20 protein-coding genes are annotated in these 18,744 nt (G+C 38.5%); all 20 read left to right on the top strand.

Translation table 11 applies throughout. From position 1 onward, the window contains the following. Positions 1-91: 91 nt before the first annotated feature. The 20 genes from xseA (at position 92) to ACESOD_RS01230 (ending at position 18,643) form a co-directional block, all read left to right on the top strand. Positions 92-1,432, top strand: coding sequence for an exodeoxyribonuclease VII large subunit (gene xseA, locus ACESOD_RS01325; RefSeq protein WP_373093543.1), 1,341 nt, complete (start codon positions 92-94; stop codon positions 1,430-1,432). Continuing rightward, on the top strand, positions 1,410-1,622 hold the full coding sequence (locus ACESOD_RS01320; protein ID WP_049504637.1) for an exodeoxyribonuclease VII small subunit: 213 nt from the start codon (positions 1,410-1,412) through the stop codon (positions 1,620-1,622). The genes xseA and ACESOD_RS01320 overlap by 23 nt, the downstream gene beginning before the upstream one ends. Continuing rightward, positions 1,619-2,494, top strand: a complete 876-nt coding sequence (locus ACESOD_RS01315) for a polyprenyl synthetase family protein (protein WP_373093542.1) — start codon at positions 1,619-1,621, stop codon at positions 2,492-2,494. The genes ACESOD_RS01320 and ACESOD_RS01315 overlap by 4 nt, the downstream gene beginning before the upstream one ends. After that, entirely contained in the window at positions 2,487-3,302 is an 816-nt protein-coding gene (locus ACESOD_RS01310; RefSeq protein WP_049504636.1) for a TlyA family RNA methyltransferase, read from the top strand. The genes ACESOD_RS01315 and ACESOD_RS01310 overlap by 8 nt, the downstream gene beginning before the upstream one ends. Further along, on the top strand, positions 3,295-3,726 hold the full coding sequence (locus tag ACESOD_RS01305; RefSeq protein WP_045763404.1) for an arginine repressor: 432 nt from the start codon (positions 3,295-3,297) through the stop codon (positions 3,724-3,726). Before ACESOD_RS01310 ends, ACESOD_RS01305 begins: the two co-directional genes overlap by 8 nt. A gap of 6 nt (positions 3,727-3,732) precedes the next feature. Next, a complete protein-coding gene (recN, locus tag ACESOD_RS01300) occupies positions 3,733-5,400 on the top strand; it encodes a DNA repair protein RecN (protein ID WP_373093540.1) in 1,668 nt (555 codons plus the stop codon). Beyond that, positions 5,401-6,129, top strand: a complete 729-nt coding sequence (locus ACESOD_RS01295; protein ID WP_045763402.1) for a metallophosphoesterase family protein — start codon at positions 5,401-5,403, stop codon at positions 6,127-6,129. 78 nt (positions 6,130-6,207) lie between these two features. Beyond that, the gene (gene lepA / locus ACESOD_RS01290; RefSeq protein WP_373093538.1) at positions 6,208-8,031 is read left to right on the top strand and encodes a translation elongation factor 4; all 1,824 of its coding nucleotides are present in this window, start codon (positions 6,208-6,210) and stop codon (positions 8,029-8,031) included. Positions 8,032-8,228: 197 nt separating this feature from the next. Then, the gene (locus ACESOD_RS01285) at positions 8,229-8,837 is read left to right on the top strand and encodes a hypothetical protein (protein ID WP_373093537.1); all 609 of its coding nucleotides are present in this window, start codon (positions 8,229-8,231) and stop codon (positions 8,835-8,837) included. A 200-nt stretch (positions 8,838-9,037) separates the two neighbouring features. Beyond that, on the top strand, positions 9,038-9,514 hold the full coding sequence (locus ACESOD_RS01280; RefSeq protein ID WP_000521965.1) for a PTS sugar transporter subunit IIA: 477 nt from the start codon (positions 9,038-9,040) through the stop codon (positions 9,512-9,514). A gap of 39 nt (positions 9,515-9,553) precedes the next feature. Next, positions 9,554-9,859: a PTS sugar transporter subunit IIB gene (locus tag ACESOD_RS01275; protein WP_000590576.1), complete on the top strand. Its 306-nt coding sequence runs from the start codon at positions 9,554-9,556 to the stop codon at positions 9,857-9,859. Positions 9,860-9,903: 44 nt separating this feature from the next. After that, positions 9,904-11,379, top strand: a complete 1,476-nt coding sequence (locus ACESOD_RS01270) for a PTS galactitol transporter subunit IIC (RefSeq protein ID WP_049529555.1) — start codon at positions 9,904-9,906, stop codon at positions 11,377-11,379. A gap of 103 nt (positions 11,380-11,482) precedes the next feature. Continuing rightward, entirely contained in the window at positions 11,483-12,376 is an 894-nt protein-coding gene (locus ACESOD_RS01265) for an aldose 1-epimerase family protein (protein ID WP_373093534.1), read from the top strand. Positions 12,377-12,633: 257 nt separating this feature from the next. After that, on the top strand, positions 12,634-13,059 hold the full coding sequence (gene lacA, locus ACESOD_RS01260) for a galactose-6-phosphate isomerase subunit LacA (protein ID WP_373093532.1): 426 nt from the start codon (positions 12,634-12,636) through the stop codon (positions 13,057-13,059). A gap of 30 nt (positions 13,060-13,089) precedes the next feature. Further along, positions 13,090-13,605 carry a galactose-6-phosphate isomerase subunit LacB gene (gene lacB / locus ACESOD_RS01255; RefSeq protein WP_001216925.1) on the top strand — a complete coding sequence of 172 codons (516 nt, stop codon included), beginning with the start codon at positions 13,090-13,092 and terminating at the stop codon, positions 13,603-13,605. Positions 13,606-13,615: 10 nt separating this feature from the next. Next, on the top strand, positions 13,616-14,545 hold the full coding sequence (locus ACESOD_RS01250) for a tagatose-6-phosphate kinase (RefSeq protein WP_373093530.1): 930 nt from the start codon (positions 13,616-13,618) through the stop codon (positions 14,543-14,545). A gap of 1 nt (position 14,546) precedes the next feature. After that, positions 14,547-15,527: a tagatose-bisphosphate aldolase gene (lacD, locus tag ACESOD_RS01245; protein WP_373093528.1), complete on the top strand. Its 981-nt coding sequence runs from the start codon at positions 14,547-14,549 to the stop codon at positions 15,525-15,527. Positions 15,528-15,762: 235 nt separating this feature from the next. Continuing rightward, positions 15,763-16,599, top strand: coding sequence for a PRD domain-containing protein (locus ACESOD_RS01240; protein ID WP_061863124.1), 837 nt, complete (start codon positions 15,763-15,765; stop codon positions 16,597-16,599). A 35-nt stretch (positions 16,600-16,634) separates the two neighbouring features. Continuing rightward, positions 16,635-16,952: a PTS lactose/cellobiose transporter subunit IIA gene (locus ACESOD_RS01235; RefSeq protein ID WP_049527213.1), complete on the top strand. Its 318-nt coding sequence runs from the start codon at positions 16,635-16,637 to the stop codon at positions 16,950-16,952. Continuing rightward, a complete protein-coding gene (locus ACESOD_RS01230) occupies positions 16,952-18,643 on the top strand; it encodes a lactose-specific PTS transporter subunit EIIC (protein ID WP_373093526.1) in 1,692 nt (563 codons plus the stop codon). The genes ACESOD_RS01235 and ACESOD_RS01230 overlap by 1 nt, the downstream gene beginning before the upstream one ends. Positions 18,644-18,744 lie beyond the last annotated feature (101 nt).

The following is an 18,744-nucleotide window of genomic DNA, read 5'->3' as shown; positions in this document are numbered from 1 at the left end:
TTTCACTATTCTAGGTGGAAATTCAAGATTTTTAAGCATATTTTTGGTATAATAATACCCAGGAAAAACTAGAGAAAAGAAGGAGGTAGAGATGGAAAAGTATTTATCGGTTACAACTTTGACCAAGTATTTAAAAATGAAATTCGATAAAGACCCCTACTTGGAACGGGTCTATTTAACTGGTCAAGTCTCTAACTTCCGCAAGCGTCCAACGCATCAGTATTTTTCTCTTAAGGATGATCGTGCAGTTATTCAAGCAACCATTTGGTCAGGTATTTATCAGAAACTAGGTTTTGATTTGGAAGAAGGTATGAAGATCAATGTGGTTGGTCGTGTCCAGGTCTATGAGCCAAGTGGAAGTTATTCGATTATCATTGAAAAAGCTGAACCAGATGGTGTCGGTGCCTTAGCTATCCAATTTGAACAACTTAAGAAGAAACTGGCAGAAGAAGGTTTGTTTCAAGAACGCTTTAAACAATCTTTACCACAATTTTCAAAAAAAATAGGGGTGGTGACCAGTCGAAGTGGTGCTGTGATTCAAGATATCATCACTACAGTCAGTAGACGCTTCCCTGGTGTGGAAATTGTCTTATATCCTACTAAAGTTCAAGGTGAGGGTGCTGCAGAGGAAATCGCTCGTAATATAACTCGAGCCAATGAACGCGATGACTTAGATGTTCTGATTATTGGTCGTGGGGGAGGTTCCATTGAAGATCTTTGGGCCTTTAACGAAGAAATTGTAGTTCGAGCAATTTTTGAATCTCGTTTACCGATTATTTCGAGTGTAGGTCATGAAACAGATGTCACCTTGGCTGATTTTGTTGCTGACAAGAGAGCAGCAACACCGACAGCTGCTGCTGAACTCGCTACACCAGTAACTAAGTTAGATCTTTTGACCTATCTTCAGAATCAAGAAAAACGTATGACTACAGCGGTTAAGTATAGTTTGTCAAAGAAACAAGAAGCTTTGAGAATCCTCAGTCAATCGGTCATCTTCAGACAACCAGAGCGTTTATATGACGGTTATCTACAACGCTTGGATCAGTTACAGCTACGACTGAAGCAAGGACTGAATGCTGAATTGGTTCGAAATCAACAAAAGGTTCAAGAACAAATCCACCGTTTGGAACAATTATCACCAATCATCAAAATCCAGCGTTATCAGGATCGTATCCAGCAATTAAAGAAACTGCTGCGAAGCCAGATGGCTGTGACCTATGATGCAAAAGTAGCAGAAGTAAAACGCCTATCAGAAGCTCTCCTTATGCTAGATACTAGTCGAATTGTAGCCAGAGGTTATGCAATTGTCAAAAAAGGAGAAGTTGTAGTGGCTTCCGCGAAAGATTTGAAAGAAAATGACCAAGTATCACTGTTGATGCGAGACGGTCAAGTAGATTTAGAGGTAAGAGATGTCAAAACAAAAGAAATTTGAGGAAAATCTAGCAGAACTTGAAACGATTGTTCAAAGCTTAGAAAATGGTGAAATTGCTTTGGAAGATGCTATTTCTGCATTTCAAAAAGGAATGCTCTTATCCAAAGAATTGCAGGCAACACTTGATAAGGCTGAAAAGACCTTGGTCAAGGTGATGCAAGTAGATGGAACAGAAAGTGAACTGGTATGAACAAGCAGGAAAAACTAGCTTTGGTCGAGTCAGCTCTTGAAGACTTTTATGGCAACCAACAATTTGCGTCCAGTTTAAGAGAAGCTGTTCTTTATTCCATACATGCTGGAGGTAAACGGATTCGTCCATATTTACTTTTAGAAGTTTTGGACTCCTTGCAAGTGCCTATCACTCAGGAACATGCTCAAGTTGCAGCGGCACTAGAAATGATTCATACAGGAAGTTTGATCCATGATGATCTACCTGCTATGGATAATGATGATTATCGCCGAGGACGTTTGACCAATCATAAGGTGTATGGTGAAGCTCTAGCTATTTTAGCAGGGGATGCGCTTTTTTTGGATCCCTATGCTTTAATTGCTCAAGCTGATTTACCGAGTCAAACAAAGGTTGATTTAATAGCTAATTTATCACTTGCTTCTGGAAGTATGGGAATGGTAGCTGGTCAAGTGTTAGATATGGAAGGTGAAGGAAAACAGTTAAGTCTAGAAGAACTTCAGACCATTCATGCTAATAAGACCGGTAAACTATTAGCCTTTCCTTTCCAAGCTGCTGGTATCATTGCTGGATTGGATGAAAATCTTCAAAAACAGCTTAAAACAGTTGGCGAATTGATTGGCCTGGCTTTCCAAGTGAGAGATGATGTCCTTGATGTAACAGCAAGTTTTGAGGAAATAGGAAAGACACCCCAGAAAGATTTGCAAGCCGAGAAGTCAACATATCCTGCATTGTTGGGATTAGACCAGGCGATAGCGTTTTGCAATCAAACTTTGGATCAAGCTACTGCGAAACTAGAAGAGATTAGTCAAGTTGTGAGTTTTGATAAGGAGCCAATTGTGAAAATAGTAGAAAGTTTGAGAATCAATGGCTAAGGAAAGAGTAGATGTACTAGCTTACAAACAAGGTTTATTTGAAACGAGAGAACAAGCCAAACGAGGTGTTATGGCAGGTTTGGTAGTCGCTGTTTTAAATGGCGAACGATTTGATAAACCAGGAGAAAAAATTCCTGATGATACAGAGTTGAAACTCAAGGGTGAGAAACTTAAGTATGTCAGTCGTGGTGGCTTGAAACTTGAGAAGGCACTAGATATTTTTGATCTATCAGTTGAGGGACAAACGACCATTGATATCGGAGCTTCAACAGGTGGTTTTACGGACGTCATGTTGCAAAATGGTGCTAAACTAGTTTTTGCAGTTGATGTTGGTACTAACCAACTGGCATGGAAATTACGCCAAGACCCTCGTGTTGTCAGTATGGAGCAGTTTAATTTTCGTTATGCGGAAAAAATTGATTTTGAACAGGAACCAAGTTTCGCAAGTATCGATGTCAGTTTTATTTCCTTAGGCCTTATTTTGCCGGCTTTGCACCGTATTTTAGCTGATCAAGGTCAGGTTGTAGCTCTAGTTAAACCTCAATTTGAGGCTGGTCGAGAACAGATTGGTAAAAATGGAATTATCAGAGATGCCAAAATTCACCAAAATGTTTTAGAATCAGTTACTAAAATGGCAGTTGATGAAGGATTTTCAGTCTTAGGATTGGATTATTCTCCTATTCAAGGTGGTCATGGGAATATCGAGTTTTTAGCCTATTTGCGAAAAGAAGATCACGCAATCAATCAGGTTACTTCTGAAATAGAAAAAATAGTGGAGAAAGCACATAGAGAATTTAAAGATGAATAAAAAAGAGAGACTTGAGAAGATTAGAAGATTTGTGACTGATTATCAAATCGGCACACAGGAAGAAATCGTTGAACACTTGAGAGAAGCAGGTATCTCTGCTACTCAAGCAACAGTCTCCCGAGATATTAAAGAATTGGGTATTGTAAAAATTCCATTGAAAGACAATACTTACATTTATGAATTACCAAAATCAATCGTTAGAAGCTTGCAATTGGCAGAAAACAATATTGTTCATGCTGAACGCATGGGAAATATGATCAATTTGCAAGTCATTCCAGGAAATACTATTTTCGTCAAGAGTCAGTTGATGACTGTTTTTTCTGACCAAATTTTTAGCTGTATTGCTGATGATAATTCCATCTTGATGGTATTGAGAAGTGAAGAAACAGCCAAAGATATTTTTGAGCAAGTTAAAAATTGGTAGGATTATATGTTACTGGAAATTTCGATTAAAAATTTTGCTATCATCGAATCAATTTCTTTGAACTTTGAACAAGGGATGACTGTTTTAACTGGTGAAACAGGTGCGGGTAAATCAATCATTATTGACGCTATGAATATGATGTTAGGAGCTCGAGCTACAACAGAAGTCATTCGTCATGGGGCACCAAAAGCGGAAATTGAAGGTCTTTTTTCAATTGAAAGTAATCGTGCGCTAGAAGAAATTTTTGATGAACAAGGATTAGAATTAAGTGATGAAATCATTATTCGTCGCGAAATTTTACAAAACGGTCGGAGCATCAGTCGTGTCAATGGACAGATGGTTAATCTTTCAGTATTAAGGACGATTGGTCAACAGCTAGTTGATATCCATGGTCAACATGACCAAGAGGAGTTAATGCGCCCACATCGACATATCCAGATGTTGGATGAGTTTGGGGATGCCTCTTTCTTTGAATTAAAAGAAGCCTATCAGACGAGCTTCGATAACTACCGCCGTATGCGCAAGCAAGTGCTTGACATCAAAAAAAATCAGCAGGAACACAAGGCTCGAATTGAAATGTTGGAATTTCAGATGGCTGAGATTGAAGCAGCTAATTTGAAAGCTGGTGAAGATATTGCCCTTAATCAAGAAAGAGACAGACTACTGAACCATAAACATATCGCCGATACTTTAACAAATGCTTATAGTATGTTGGATAATGAAGAATTTTCAAGCCTTGCAAATGTTCGTTCGGCCATGAATGATATGGAAAGTCTTGAAGAGTTCGATCCAGAGTATCGTGAGATTTCAAACTCCCTTTCTGAATCCTATTATGTTCTAGAAGATATCACCAAGCGCTTGGAATCCATTATTGATGATTTAGATTTTGATGGTAATCGTTTGATGCAGGTTGAAAGCCGACTAGATTTAATTCACACCATTACCCGTAAGTATGGTGGTAGTGTGGATGATGTCCTTGAATACTTTGCCAAGATTACAGATGAATACAATCTTCTAACAGGAAATAATCTATCTTCTGAAGATATGGAAATCGAACTCAAGAAACTTGAAAAAAATCTTGTGGATCTAGCGGGTCAAGTTGCTCAAGCTCGCCATAAAATAGCGCAGGACTTAGAAGCTGAAATCAAGCAAGAATTGCAAGACCTATACATGGAGAAAGCACAATTTCAAGTTCGTTTTAGTCAAGGAAAATTCAGTCGCGAAGGTAATGAGAGTGTTGAATTTTACATTTCAACCAACCCTGGAGAAGATTTTAAACCATTAGTAAAAGTAGCTTCTGGAGGAGAGTTGTCTCGTTTGATGTTGGCTATCAAGTCTGCTTTTTCTCGTAAGGAAGGCAAGACCAGTATCGTCTTTGATGAGGTGGATACGGGAGTTTCAGGTCGTGTAGCTCAAGCCATTGCACAAAAGATTCACAAAATTGGTCAGAACGGACAAGTATTGGCGATTTCTCACCTTCCGCAAGTTATTGCGATTGCAGATTATCAGTTCTTCATCGAAAAGATTAGCAATGAATATTCAACCGTTTCAACAGTTCGCTTGTTGACAGTTGAAGAAAGGATTGAAGAAGTCGCTAAGATGTTGGCTGGAGAGAATGTAACAGAAGCAGCATTGACTCAAGCAAGAGAATTATTACAAAGTAAGGAGAAATAAATGACAGACTATTATGTAATTGGTGATGTCCACGGAAAAGCTGGAATGTTAGAAGATTTACTTAAAACATGGGATGGCAAGACTCAATTACTTTTTCTTGGAGATTTGATTGATAGAGGAGAAGATAGTCGCCGTGTTCTTGAAATGGTCAAGGATTTGGTAGATAACCAAGGAGCCATCTGCTTATCAGGGAACCACGAGTATATGTTTTTAACTTGGTTGGATAATCCTGAAGAAAGTTATGACCACTATCGTCGAAATGGTGGGGATACAACTATTAATTCTATTTTGGGACGCCCACTGGATGCACCAGTAGATGGAGTAGCAGATGCAAAGCGTGTTGAGACAGAAGCAGCAGACTTAGTGGAGTTTATCCGTCAGATGCCTTTTGTCATTGAAACGGAAAAGTATATCTTTGTTCATGCCGGTATTGATTTGACTTTGGAGGATTGGCACGATACTACTGACTATAAGAAGGTATGGCTCAGAAAACCATTCCACGAAGCAGCCAATCATACTGGAAAAACCATTGTCTTTGGACATACACCAGTCTATGGTTTGTTGGATCAAAAACCTGGTACATCTGAACTTTGGATGACAGAAGACGGTAAGATTGGAATGGATGGAGGAGCTGTTTACGGTGGTGTCCTTCACGGTATTGTCTTTACCGACCAAGGTATGACAGAACATTACTTCATTGAAAATGACGGCTTTGTTGCTGAAGATTAGTACTCCTAACAGGGTATGGTCTTGTCAAAATGTTAAAAACAATTTATAATTAATAGATACCCTGAAAGGAAGAGAATGATGAACTTAGAAGAATTGAAAAAACGACAGGAGAAGATTCGTAACTTCTCTATTATCGCCCATATTGACCATGGAAAGTCAACACTAGCAGACCGTATTTTGGAAAAGACAGAGACAGTTTCCAGTCGTGAAATGCAGGCCCAACTTCTTGATAGTATGGATTTAGAGCGTGAGCGTGGAATTACTATCAAGCTTAATGCTATCGAGCTTAATTATACGGCTAAAGATGGTGAGACTTATATCTTCCACTTGATTGACACACCTGGACACGTGGACTTTACCTATGAGGTTTCACGTTCCCTAGCTGCCTGTGAAGGTGCTATTTTGGTCGTTGATGCTGCCCAAGGGATTGAGGCTCAAACTCTAGCAAACGTTTACCTTGCCTTAGATAATGATTTGGAAATCCTTCCAGTTATCAATAAGATTGACCTACCAGCAGCAGATCCAGAGCGCGTGCGAACAGAAATCGAAGATGTCATTGGTCTAGATGCTAGCGAAGCAGTATTGGCTTCAGCTAAGGCGGGTATCGGTATCGAAGAAATTCTCGAGCAAATCGTAGAAAAAGTTCCATCACCAACTGGTGACGTGTCAGCACCATTGAAAGCTTTGATTTTTGACTCAGTTTATGATGCCTATCGTGGTGTTATCCTCCAAGTTCGTGTCATGGATGGAGTAGTCAAACCTGGTGATAAGATTCAGCTCATGAGCAATGGTAAGACCTTCGATGTTACTGAAGTCGGAATCTTCACACCTAAAGCTGTAGGACGAGAATTCCTTGCGACAGGTGACGTTGGTTATATCGCGGCTTCTATCAAGACTGTTCAGGACACACGTGTCGGTGATACAGTAACCTTGGCGACAAATCCAGCGACCGAACCACTTTCAGGATACAAGCAGATGAATCCAATGGTTTTCGCAGGTCTCTATCCAATCGAGTCAAATAAATACAATGACCTTCGTGAAGCTCTTGAAAAATTGCAACTCAACGATGCTAGTCTTCAGTTTGAACCTGAAACTTCTCAAGCTCTTGGATTTGGTTTCCGTTGTGGTTTCCTTGGACTTCTTCATATGGATGTTATTCAGGAACGTTTGGAACGTGAGTTTAACATCGACCTTATTATGACTGCACCATCAGTTATCTACAAGGTTAATCAGACTGATGGTGAGTCTATGGATGTGTCTAACCCATCCGAGTTCCCAGATCCTACAAAGATTGCAACTATCGAAGAACCTTATGTTAAGGCACAAATCATGGTACCGCAAGAATTCGTCGGAGCAGTAATGGAATTAGCTCAGCGCAAACGTGGTGACTTTGTGACCATGGATTATATTGATGACAATCGTGTTAATATTATCTATCAAATCCCACTAGCTGAAATTGTCTTTGACTTCTTCGATAAACTAAAATCTTCGACACGCGGTTATGCAAGCTTTGATTACGAATTGTCAGAGTATCGTCCATCTAAGCTGGTGAAAATGGATATCCTTCTTAATGGTGATAAGGTGGATGCTCTTAGCTTTATCGTTCACAAGGACTTTGCCTACGAACGTGGGAAACTCATCGTTGATAAGCTCAAGAAAATCATTCCTCGTCAACAGTTTGAAGTTCCGATCCAAGCAGCTATTGGGCACAAGATTGTCGCGCGTACAGATATTAAAGCTCTTCGTAAAAATGTGCTTGCTAAATGTTACGGTGGTGACGTTTCTCGTAAACGTAAACTCCTTGAAAAACAAAAAGCTGGTAAGAAACGCATGAAAGCCATCGGTTCAGTAGAAGTCCCACAAGAAGCCTTTCTCAGCGTATTGAGCATGGATGAAGAATAGTCGCTATGTGAGAATAGCATAGATTGTAATAAATCGATCAGTTGATTTAGATTGAAGAAAAGTCCATTTTGGACAATTTTCTTCAATCTTTTTCTTTCTTTTGAATCACTCAATTGATTTTGTAAAGTGTCAAAATACAGTAATTTTTTGACACTTTTCTCTTCATACTTTAAAATAGAAGTGAAAGGAGAGTTATCATGAAAAAAATAATAACTTTATCTACACTTTTACTTTGTAGTCTTAGTCTAATTGCTTGTAGCAATTCAGAGAAGACAAATGAAGTAAAGACAGAAGCCTCTTCTAGTGTTCAAGAAGTTTCAAGTCAAGAGCCTAGTTCATCGCAAAAGCAGACGGAAGAAACTCAAATAGTTGGATCTGATGATTATGGATATGTGAAAATTCCTAAATCATGGGTTCATTTCAAAGAAATTGAAGGTGGAGATGACATTCAGTATTGTGATGGGACGGATGTCAATATTGTAACTCTCAATACCTTTAAACCAGAGCAGTTTGGTATTAGTGAAAGTGAGTACGCTGCGCTTGAAACTGTTCAAATCTCAACTAGTATTTATGAATCTAAACAGAAAAGTCAAGACTTTTCCAAGGTATGGGGGTCAAAATCAACTATCGGTGGCTATGAGGCCTATGTAGTAAACTGTATTGCTAAAAATGGTAAACACTTAATTATCTGGGTATTTAAATCTGATGATGGTAAGTTTAGATATGTTTCTCTGGAAGGTGTTCCAGAGGTATTAAAAAATCTTCTTCCAATGGTGGAAGAAAGTTGGACCAATAAAAAGAGTTAACATCGTGAAAACAGGAGTACTTCCTGTTTTTTTGTTTTACTTATTAAGAAATTTATAAAAAATATGTTTGAAATCATTAAATGTTTAATTCGTAAACAAAAAAAATAAATATCAAACAAAATACAACAAAAAAACATTGACAACGGTTTCATATAGTGTTATACTTGTACCATAAAAGTTAAATATGAAGGGAGAAGGTCATGGGATTAGATCATTTCTTTGACAAAGACTTAGTCTTTTGCTTAGAAGCAGATAATCAAGAGCAACTTTTCGATCAAGTTGCAACCCTACTGGAAGAAAAGAAAGTTGTTACAGAGACCTATCGATCGGCCTTGATTGAACGTGAAAAATCGTTCCCAACTGGTTTGGATATGGAGTTTTTAGGGAAGGATTTGCCTAACGTAGCTATCCCTCATACTGATACAATTCATAATCTAACTGAAAATGTTGTCGTGGTTCGTCTGGAAAAACCAGTAACATTCCACAATATGATTGCTCCTGATAAGGAAGTAGAAGTTTCATTGTTGTTCTTTATCATCAACAATTCAAGTTCAAGTCAAACAAATATTCTTGCACAGTTGATGGACTTCTTTACAGGCAATGGTCATCTTGAAGCGCTGTCTAAGATTACGGAACCTGAAGCCTTGTTCCAATATATCTCAGAAGCGACTGCTTAATTTGTTAATAATTTTTATATAAAAACGGAGGAAATCCAAATGATTAAAATTCTTGCTGCTTGTGGTGCAGGTGTTAACTCAAGCCACCAAATTAAAAGTGCTCTTGAAGAAGAACTTTCTAACCGTGGGTACGATGTTCAATGTGATGCCGTTATGGTAAAAGATGTCAATGAAGACTTGATTAAAGGTTATGATATCTTCACACCAATCGCTGCTACAGATTTAGGTTTTGAACCAGGTATTCCAGTTGTTGAAGCAGGACCAATCTTGTTCCGTATTCCAGCTATGAGCGCTCCAGTCTATGACAATATTGAAGCAGCTATCAAAGAACATGGTTTAAGCTAATCATTAATTTGTAAATATTCCATAAAAATAAAGGGAGGAAAATTATGGATTTCATTATCAATCTGGCCAACGATTTCTTTAAACCTATCTTGGCTATGGGTGGCCCAATCATCATGCTGATCATTTTGACAGTATTGGCCTTGCTTTTCGGAGTGAAATTCTCCAAAGCACTTGAAGGTGGTATTAAACTTGCCATCGCGCTTACTGGTATCGGTGCGATCATCGGAATGCTTAACGGAGCTTTCTCAGCTTCTCTTGCAAAATTCGTTGAAAATACTGGTATTCAATTGAACATCACCGACGTTGGTTGGGCACCACTTGCTACAATCACTTGGGGTTCTGCCTGGACACTTTACTTCTTGCTTGTGATGTTGATTGTCAACATTGTAATGCTTGCAATGAAGAAAACTGATACACTTGACGTCGATATCTTTGATATCTGGCACTTGTCTATCACTGGTCTTTTGATTAAATGGTATGCTGACAACAATGGAGTTAGCCAAGGAGTTTCACTCTTCATCGCGACTGCAGCAGTTGTTCTTGTTGGGGTTCTTAAAATCATCAACTCTGACTTGATGAAACCAACATTTGATGACCTTCTTAACGCACCAAGTTCATCACCAATGACTTCAACTCACATGAACTACATGATGAACCCAGTTATCATGGTTTTGGATAAGATTTTTGATAAACTCTTCCCAGGTCTTGATAAATTTGACTTTGACGCTGCTAAATTGAACAAGAGAATCGGTTTCTGGGGATCTAAATTCTTCATCGGATTCATCCTTGGTATCGTTATCGGTTTGATGGGAACTCCACATCCAGTTGCTGGAGTAGAAGATGCATCTTCATGGGAACTTGTTATTAAAGGTTGGTTGTCACTTGGTTTGACTGCCGGTGTCTGCTTGGAGCTCTTCTCATTGATCGGTTCATGGTTCATCGCAGCCGTAGAACCACTTTCACAAGGTATTACAAACGTTGCTACTAAACGTCTTCAAGGACGTAAATTCAACATCGGTCTTGACTGGCCATTTATCGCTGGTCGTGCTGAAATCTGGGCTTGTGCCAACGTACTTGCACCAATCATGTTGGTTGAAGCTGTGCTTCTTTCAAATGTCGGAAATGGTATCTTGCCACTTGCTGGTATCATCGCAATGGGTGTAACTCCAGCTCTCTTGGTAGTTACTCGTGGTAAATTGCTCCGTATGATTATCTTCGGAACACTCTTGTTGCCACTCTTCCTTCTTTCAGGTACACTTATCGCACCATTTGCAACAGAACTTGCTAAAGGTGTAGGTGCCTTCCCAGAAGGTGTAAGCCAAACTCAATTGATTACTCACTCAACTCTTGAAGGACCAATCGAAAAACTATTTGGTTGGGCAATTGGTAACGCTACAACTGGTGATATCAAAGCTATCCTTGGCGCATTAGTATTCCTAGTATTCTACGTTGGTATCTTTGCATGGTACAGAAAACAAATGATCAAACGTAATGAAGAATACGCAGCAAACGCAAAATAATTCGCTCCTAAAAATGTAAATTGTAAAAACTAGGTTGTCAGTTTCCAAATCTGGAGTCGACAGCCTAGTTTTTTTAGGCCTTAAATAAATGGAGGTAATTCTAATGATTGAATTAAAAACAGAACAGTTAAGTGTACAGTTTCAAACTTTTGGTGGTGCACTTTCTTCAATAAAAGACAAAGATGGAATTGAGTATTTGTGGCAGGGAGATCCAACTTACTGGAGTGGACAAGCACCGGTTCTATTTCCAATTTGTGGATCTGTTAGAAATGATACTGTCTTGTATGAGCAAGAAGATGGTAGTCAAGTAGCAGGAAAAATTCCGCGTCATGGTTTGGTTCGAAAAAAAGAATTTGAATTAGTAGAACAAACAGAGAATTCTGTCACCTTTGCTATCGAAGATGACCAAGACATGTATGAGAATTATCCCTATCATTTTCGACTAGAAATAACTTATACTGTTACTGGAAAGACTATTCGAACACAGTATCAAGTTACCAATAAGGAAACAGATAAGAAAATGCCATATTTTATTGGTGGACATCCAGGCTTTAACTGTCCTTTATTTGATGATGAAGCTTATGAAGACTACTATCTTGAATTTGAAAAGCCAGAAACTTGTACAGTTCCTAAACCATTCCCAGAAACAGGGATGTTAGATTTTCAAGATAGAAGTAGCTGGTTAAAAGACCAAAAAGAATTGGATCTAAACTATGATTTCTTTAGCTATGATGCTGTGACTTTAGATGAATTAACCTCTCGCTCTGTTTCCTTACGGTCACGTAAGCATGATAAGGGATTAAAACTGGACTTTGAAGAGTTTCCAAACCTCATCGTTTGGTCAACGCTTAATAAAGGTCCTTTCCTTGCTCTGGAACCTTGGTCAGGTTTGTCAACTTCACTCGAAGAGGGCGATCATCTAGAAGATAAGAAAAATGTTCGAATCTTAAATCCAGCTCAAAGTGATCAAATTGGTTTTGATATAGAAATTTTCTAAAAAATAAACAAAAACAAACATAAACTGTTGACTTTTTTAAACAATAGTAGTATATTATGTTTAGAAAGAACAATTTGTGTTTGTTTTGACAAGTTATTCTTCCAATTTCTCCAAGGAGAAGTTACTAAGAGTGAATAGATGATTCATTCTTAATCTAAAATAGTCAACAAAACTACTAGTAACTATTTGGTGATGGTCATTTTCTTTCCAGAACAAAAAAATTTTTACTGGTCTATTATAAAAAAGGAGTATACAATATGTCTATTGTTATTGGTGCAGATGCTGCAGGTTTGAGATTGAAAGAAGTCGTTAAAGATTTCTTGGAAAAAGAAAACTTCCACGTTGTGGATGTTACAGCTGAAGGTCAAGACTTCGTTGATGTAACTCTTGCAGTTGCTGAAGAAGTTAAAAAAGAAGAACAAAACCTTGGTATTGCCATTGATGCTTATGGTGCAGGTCCATTTATGGTTGCAACTAAAATCAAAGGAATGGTTGCTGCAGAAGTATCTGACGAACGTTCAGCTTATATGACTCGTGGTCACAACAACTCACGTATGATTACTATGGGTGCTCAACTTGTTGGTGACGAATTGGCTAAAAACATTGCTAAAGGCTTTGTAAATGGTAAGTATGACGGCGGTCGTCACCAAATTCGTGTCGATATGTTGAACAAAATGTGCTAATTTTTATAACGAAAGAAAGGTAAGATAAAAATGAGAATTGCAATTGGATGTGACCACATCGTAACTAATGAAAAAATGGCGGTTTCAGAATTTTTGAAATCAAAAGGACATGAAGTCATCGACTTTGGTACTTATGACCACGCTCGTACTCACTACCCAATCTTTGGTAAAAAAGTTGGTGAAGCAGTAGTTAGTGGCCAAGCTGATCTTGGTGTATGTATCTGTGGTACTGGTGTAGGTATCAATAACGCTGTTAACAAAGTTCCAGGTGTTCGTTCTGCTTTGGTTCGTGATATGACAACAGCTCTTTACGCTAAAGAACAATTGAATGCCAACGTTATCGGATTTGGTGGTAAAATCACTGGTGAATTGCTTATGTGCGATATCATTGAAGCTTTCATCAACGCTGAATACAAACCATCTGAAGAAAATAAAAAATTGATCGCTAAAATCCAACACGTTGAAACTCATAACGATCATCAAACAGATGCCAACTTCTTTACAGAATTCCTTGAAAAATGGGATCGCGGTGAATACCACGACTAAGAGGTGACTCATGATTTTAACAGTCACAATGAACCCATCCATTGATATTTCCTATCCTTTGGATGAATTGAAAATCGACACTGTCAACCGTGTTGTCGATGTTACGAAAACAGCGGGTGGTAAAGGTCTTAATGTTACACGAGTTCTATCAGAACTTGGTGATTCTGTAGTTGCAACTGGGCTTGTCGGTGGTAAGCTTGGAGAATTTCTTGTAGAAAACATTGATAATAAAGTAAGCAAACGTTTCTTTTCTATCCAAGGGGAAACTCGTAACTGTATCGCAATTTTACATGGAGAAAATCAAACAGAAATCCTAGAAAAAGGTCCTGAAGTTCAAGAACAAGAAGGTCAAGATTTCTTGGCTCATTTCAAGGAACTTTTAGAGACTGTAGAGGTAGTAGCCATTTCAGGTAGTCTACCAGCAGGACTTCCAGTGGATTATTATGCTAGTCTGGTTGAACTTGCTAACCAAGCTGGTAAACCTGTTGTCTTGGACTGTTCAGGAGCTTCACTTCAGGCGGTTCTTGAATCTTCACATAAGCCAACAGTTATCAAACCAAATAATGAAGAATTATCTCAACTTTTAGGAAGAGAAATTTCTAAAGACTTGGATGAATTAAAAGAAGTCCTTCAAGAACCACTATTTGATGGAATCGAGTGGATCATCGTTTCTTTAGGTGCTAACGGAGCATTCGCTAAACACGATAACACTTTCTACAAAGTAGATATTCCAAGAATCCAAGTTGTAAACCCAGTTGGATCTGGTGATTCTACAGTAGCAGGTATTGCTTCAGGATTGTTCCATAAAGAATCTGATCAAGAATTACTGACTAAGGCGAATGTCCTTGGTATGCTAAATGCTCAAGAAAAAATGACTGGTCATGTCAATATGGCAAACTATCAAGGCCTATATGACCAACTAGTAGTGAAAGAGGTATAAAATGGTTTTAACAGAAAATAAACGCGCTTGTATGCAAAAACTCTCTAATGAGAATGGTATCATCTCAGCTCTTGCTTTTGACCAACGTGGTGCTTTGAAACGCCTTATGGCTCAATACCAAACAGAAGAGCCAACAGTAGCTCAAATGGAAGAACTTAAAGTCTTGGTAGCGGATGAATTGACAAAATACGCTTCATCTATGCTTCTTGACCCTGAATACGGACTTCCTGCAACAAAAGCTTTGGATAAAGAAGCTGGTCTTCTTCTTGCATATGAAAAAACAGGATATGATACTTCAAGTACAAAACGTTTGCCTGACTGTTTGGATGTTTGGTCTGCAAAACGTATCAAAGAACAAGGTGCAGATGCAGTTAAATTCTTGCTTTACTACGATGTAGATAGTTCAGATGAATTGAACCAACAAAAACAAGCCTACATCGAACGTGTTGGTTCTGAATGTGTTGCCGAAGATATTCCTTTCTTCTTGGAAATCTTGGCTTACGATGAAAAGATTGCTGATGCAGGTTCTGTAGAATATGCGAAAGTAAAACCTCGTAAAGTTATCGAAGCTATGAAAGTATTCTCTGATCCACGTTTCAACATCGACGTATTGAAAGTTGAAGTTCCAGTAAACGTGAAATATGTTGAAGGATTTGGTGATGGAGAAGTCGTTTACAGCCGTGAAGAAGCAGCAGCATTCTTCAAAGCTCAAGACGAAGCTACTAACTTGCCATACATCTACTTGAGTGCAGGTGTATCAGCTAAATTATTCCAAGAAACATTGCAATTTGCTCATGATTCAGGTGCTCGTTTCAACGGTGTACTTTGTGGTCGTGCTACTTGGGCGGGTTCAGTTGAACCTTATATCAAAGATGGAGAAGCAGCAGCTCGCGAATGGCTTCGTACAACTGGATTTGAAAACATTGATGAACTCAATAAAGTACTTCAAACAACAGCTACTTCATGGACTGAACGTGTCTAAATTCCCCCCCCTTTTATGTCCTAAAACCTAGCAAAAAAACTTTTAAAAAAAGTTGTATGTAAAGGTTTACAAAATAAAAATCTTGTGCTATACTTAAATCACAAGTTAATACAAAGTGAGTGTTACTAAGTAATATTAGGCATGATCACAGATGACTCAGATGTATATTTTTTGAGTTCATTTGTGGTCATTTTTTATGCTCACAAAACTTAAATAATAGGGCAAGGAGGTTGCCATGTATCGGATATTAAATCCAATGAATAACAATGTTTCTCTCGTGCGGAATAGCAAGGGAGAGGAGTTGATCGTAATTGGTAAGGGTATTTCGTTCGGTAAGAAGAAAGGAGATTTGATTTCTGAGGATCAGGTTGAAAAAGTTTTTCGGATGAAAACAGAAGAGTCGCGAGAAAACTTTATGGCTCTTCTAAAGGATGTACCGCTTGATTTTATTACGGTCACTTATGAGATTATTGATAATCTTTCTAAAAAATATCAATATCCTGTCCAAGAGTATCTATACGTCACTCTGACAGACCATATCTATTGTTCTTATCAGGCTATTAGCCAAGGACGCTATAAGGATAGTAACTTGCCTGACATTTCTGCCAAATATCCTATCGCTTTTCAAATTGCACAAGAAGCTTTTGAAATTTATCGTCAAAAACTGACAGAAAATTTTCCTGAAGACGAAATCATTCGTATCGCTTATCATTTCATCAACGCCGAAGGTGAGAGTGAAGTCGAAGTTGTTGAGTCGATTGATAAGAGAAAGGAAATTTTAAAGAGGGTCGAAAGCGTTTTGAAGAGTTATAAAATCCAGCGAACACCTGAAAATAATAATTTCTACGACCGCTTTATGATTCATCTCAATTATTTCTTGGATTATCTGGATCGTAGTCGCGATGATAATCAATCCTTGCTCGATATGGAAGAACATATAAAGAATACCTATCCAGAAGCATTCGAGATTGGTAGCAAAATTTATGAGGTCATTGCTCAGGAAACTGGTCTTGACCTCTACAAGAGTGAACGAGTTTATCTTGTTCTACACATCCAACGTTTATTGTCATAACGCTTTACTAAAAAATATATAAGGAGAATTCTATCATGAATAGGGAAGAAGTAACATTGTTAGGTTTTGAAATCGTTGCCTATGCAGGTGATGCTCGTTCAAAATTATTAGAAGCTTTGAAGGCTGCTGAAGCTAGCGATTTTGCTAAAGCAGAAGCTCTTGTTGAAGAAGCAGCAGGTTGCATTGCGGAAGCTCACAAAGCGCAAACATCTATGCTTGCTCAAGAAGCTGCAGGGGAAGAAATTCCATACAGCATCACAATGATGCACGGACAAGATCACCTGATGACAACAATCTTGCTAAAAGATTTGGTGCATCATTTAATTGAACTTTATAAAAGAGGAGCTAAATAATGAATAAGTTAATTGCCTATATCGAGAAAGGGAAGCCTTTCTTTGAAAAACTATCTCGAAATATCTATCTTCGTGCTATTCGAGATGGATTTATCGCTGGAATGCCTGTCATTCTCTTCTCAAGTATTTTTATCTTGATTGCTTTTGTTCCAAACTCTTGGGGCTTTAAATGGTCTGATGAAGTAGTAGCACTTTTGATGAAACCTTACAGCTACTCTATGGGGATTCTAGCAGTCTTGGTAGCTGGTACCACTGCTAAATCTTTAACAGACTCCGTCAATCGTAGTATGGAGAAAACCAACCAAATCAACTATATGTCAACGCTATTGGCGGCTATTGTTGGTTTACTGATGTTAGCAGCTGACCCAATCGAGGGTGGCTTTGCAACTGGTTTCCTAGGAACAAAAGGGTTGCTTTCAGCCTTCCTGGCAGCTTTTGTAACTGTAGCTATCTATAAGGTTTGTGTGAAGAACAACGTTACTATTCGCATGCCTGACGAAGTTCCACCGAATATCTCACAAGTCTTTAAAGACGTTATTCCTTTTACACTTTCCGTTGTTTCTCTTTATGCCCTTGACTTGCTTGCACGTCATTTTGTTGGTACAAGCGTTGCAGAATCAATCGGTAAGTTCTTTGCACCTCTTTTCTCAGCAGCAGACGGTTATCTTGGTATTACTATTATCTTTGGTGCTTTTGCCTTCTTCTGGTTTGTCGGTATTCACGGCCCATCTATCGTTGAACCTGCCATTGCAGCGATTACTTATGCAAATGCCGAAGTCAACTTGAACCTTCTTCAACAAGGTATGCACGCTGATAAGATCCTTACATCTGGTACACAAATGTTTATCGTTACCATGGGTGGTACAGGAGCAACTCTTGTAGTTCCATTCATGTTTATGTGGTTGTGTAAGTCTAAGCGTAATCGTGCAATCGGACGTGCTTCAGTAGTTCCTACATTCTTCGGTGTAAATGAACCAATCTTGTTTGGTGCACCACTTGTTTTGAACCCAATCTTCTTTATTCCATTTATCTTCGCACCTATTGCAAACGTATGGATCTTTAAGTTCTTTATCGAAACTCTCGGCATGAACTCATTTACTGCCAACCTTCCATGGACTACACCTGGGCCTCTAGGTATTGTTCTTGGTACAAACTTCCAGTTCTTGTCATTTGCTCTTGCAGCATTGTTAATCGTAGTGGATATTGCTATCTACTATCCATTCCTTAAAGTTTATGACGAACAAATTCTTGAAGAAGAACGTTCTGGTAAAGCCAACGATGAATTAAAAGAAAAAGTAGCCGCAAACTTCAATACTGCTAAAGCAGATGCTATCCTTGAAAAAGCTGAAGTAGAATCAGCACAAAATACAATTACTGAAGAAACAAACGTGCTCGTTCTTTGTGCGGGTGGAGGAACAAGTGGTCTTCTTGCAAATGCCTTGAATAAAGCGGCAGCAGAATACAAGGTGCCAGTTAAGGCAGCCGCTGGTGGCTATGGAGCTCACCGTGAAATGTTACCAGAGTTTGATTTGGTTATCTTAGCACCACAAGTTGCTTCAAACTATGAGGACATGAAGGCTGAAACAGATAAACTTGGAATCAAATTGGCTAAGACTGAAGGAGCTCAATACATCAAGTTGACTCGTGATGGTAAAGGTGCTCTTGCATTTGTTCAAGCTCAATTCGATTGATGATAGGGACTGTAAAACAGTCTCCTATCATCACGGAAATCGCTATGGCGAATTTCCTAATCGCCTTGTTAATTCGTCGGTAAAAAAATATCGTTTTTAAC

This window comes from Streptococcus oralis (assembly GCF_964238205.1).
Taxonomy (GTDB): Bacteria; Bacillota; Bacilli; order Lactobacillales; family Streptococcaceae; genus Streptococcus; species Streptococcus oralis_CZ.
Note: the sequence above shows the minus strand (reverse complement) of the source record. Positions and strands in the feature narration are given on the sequence as shown.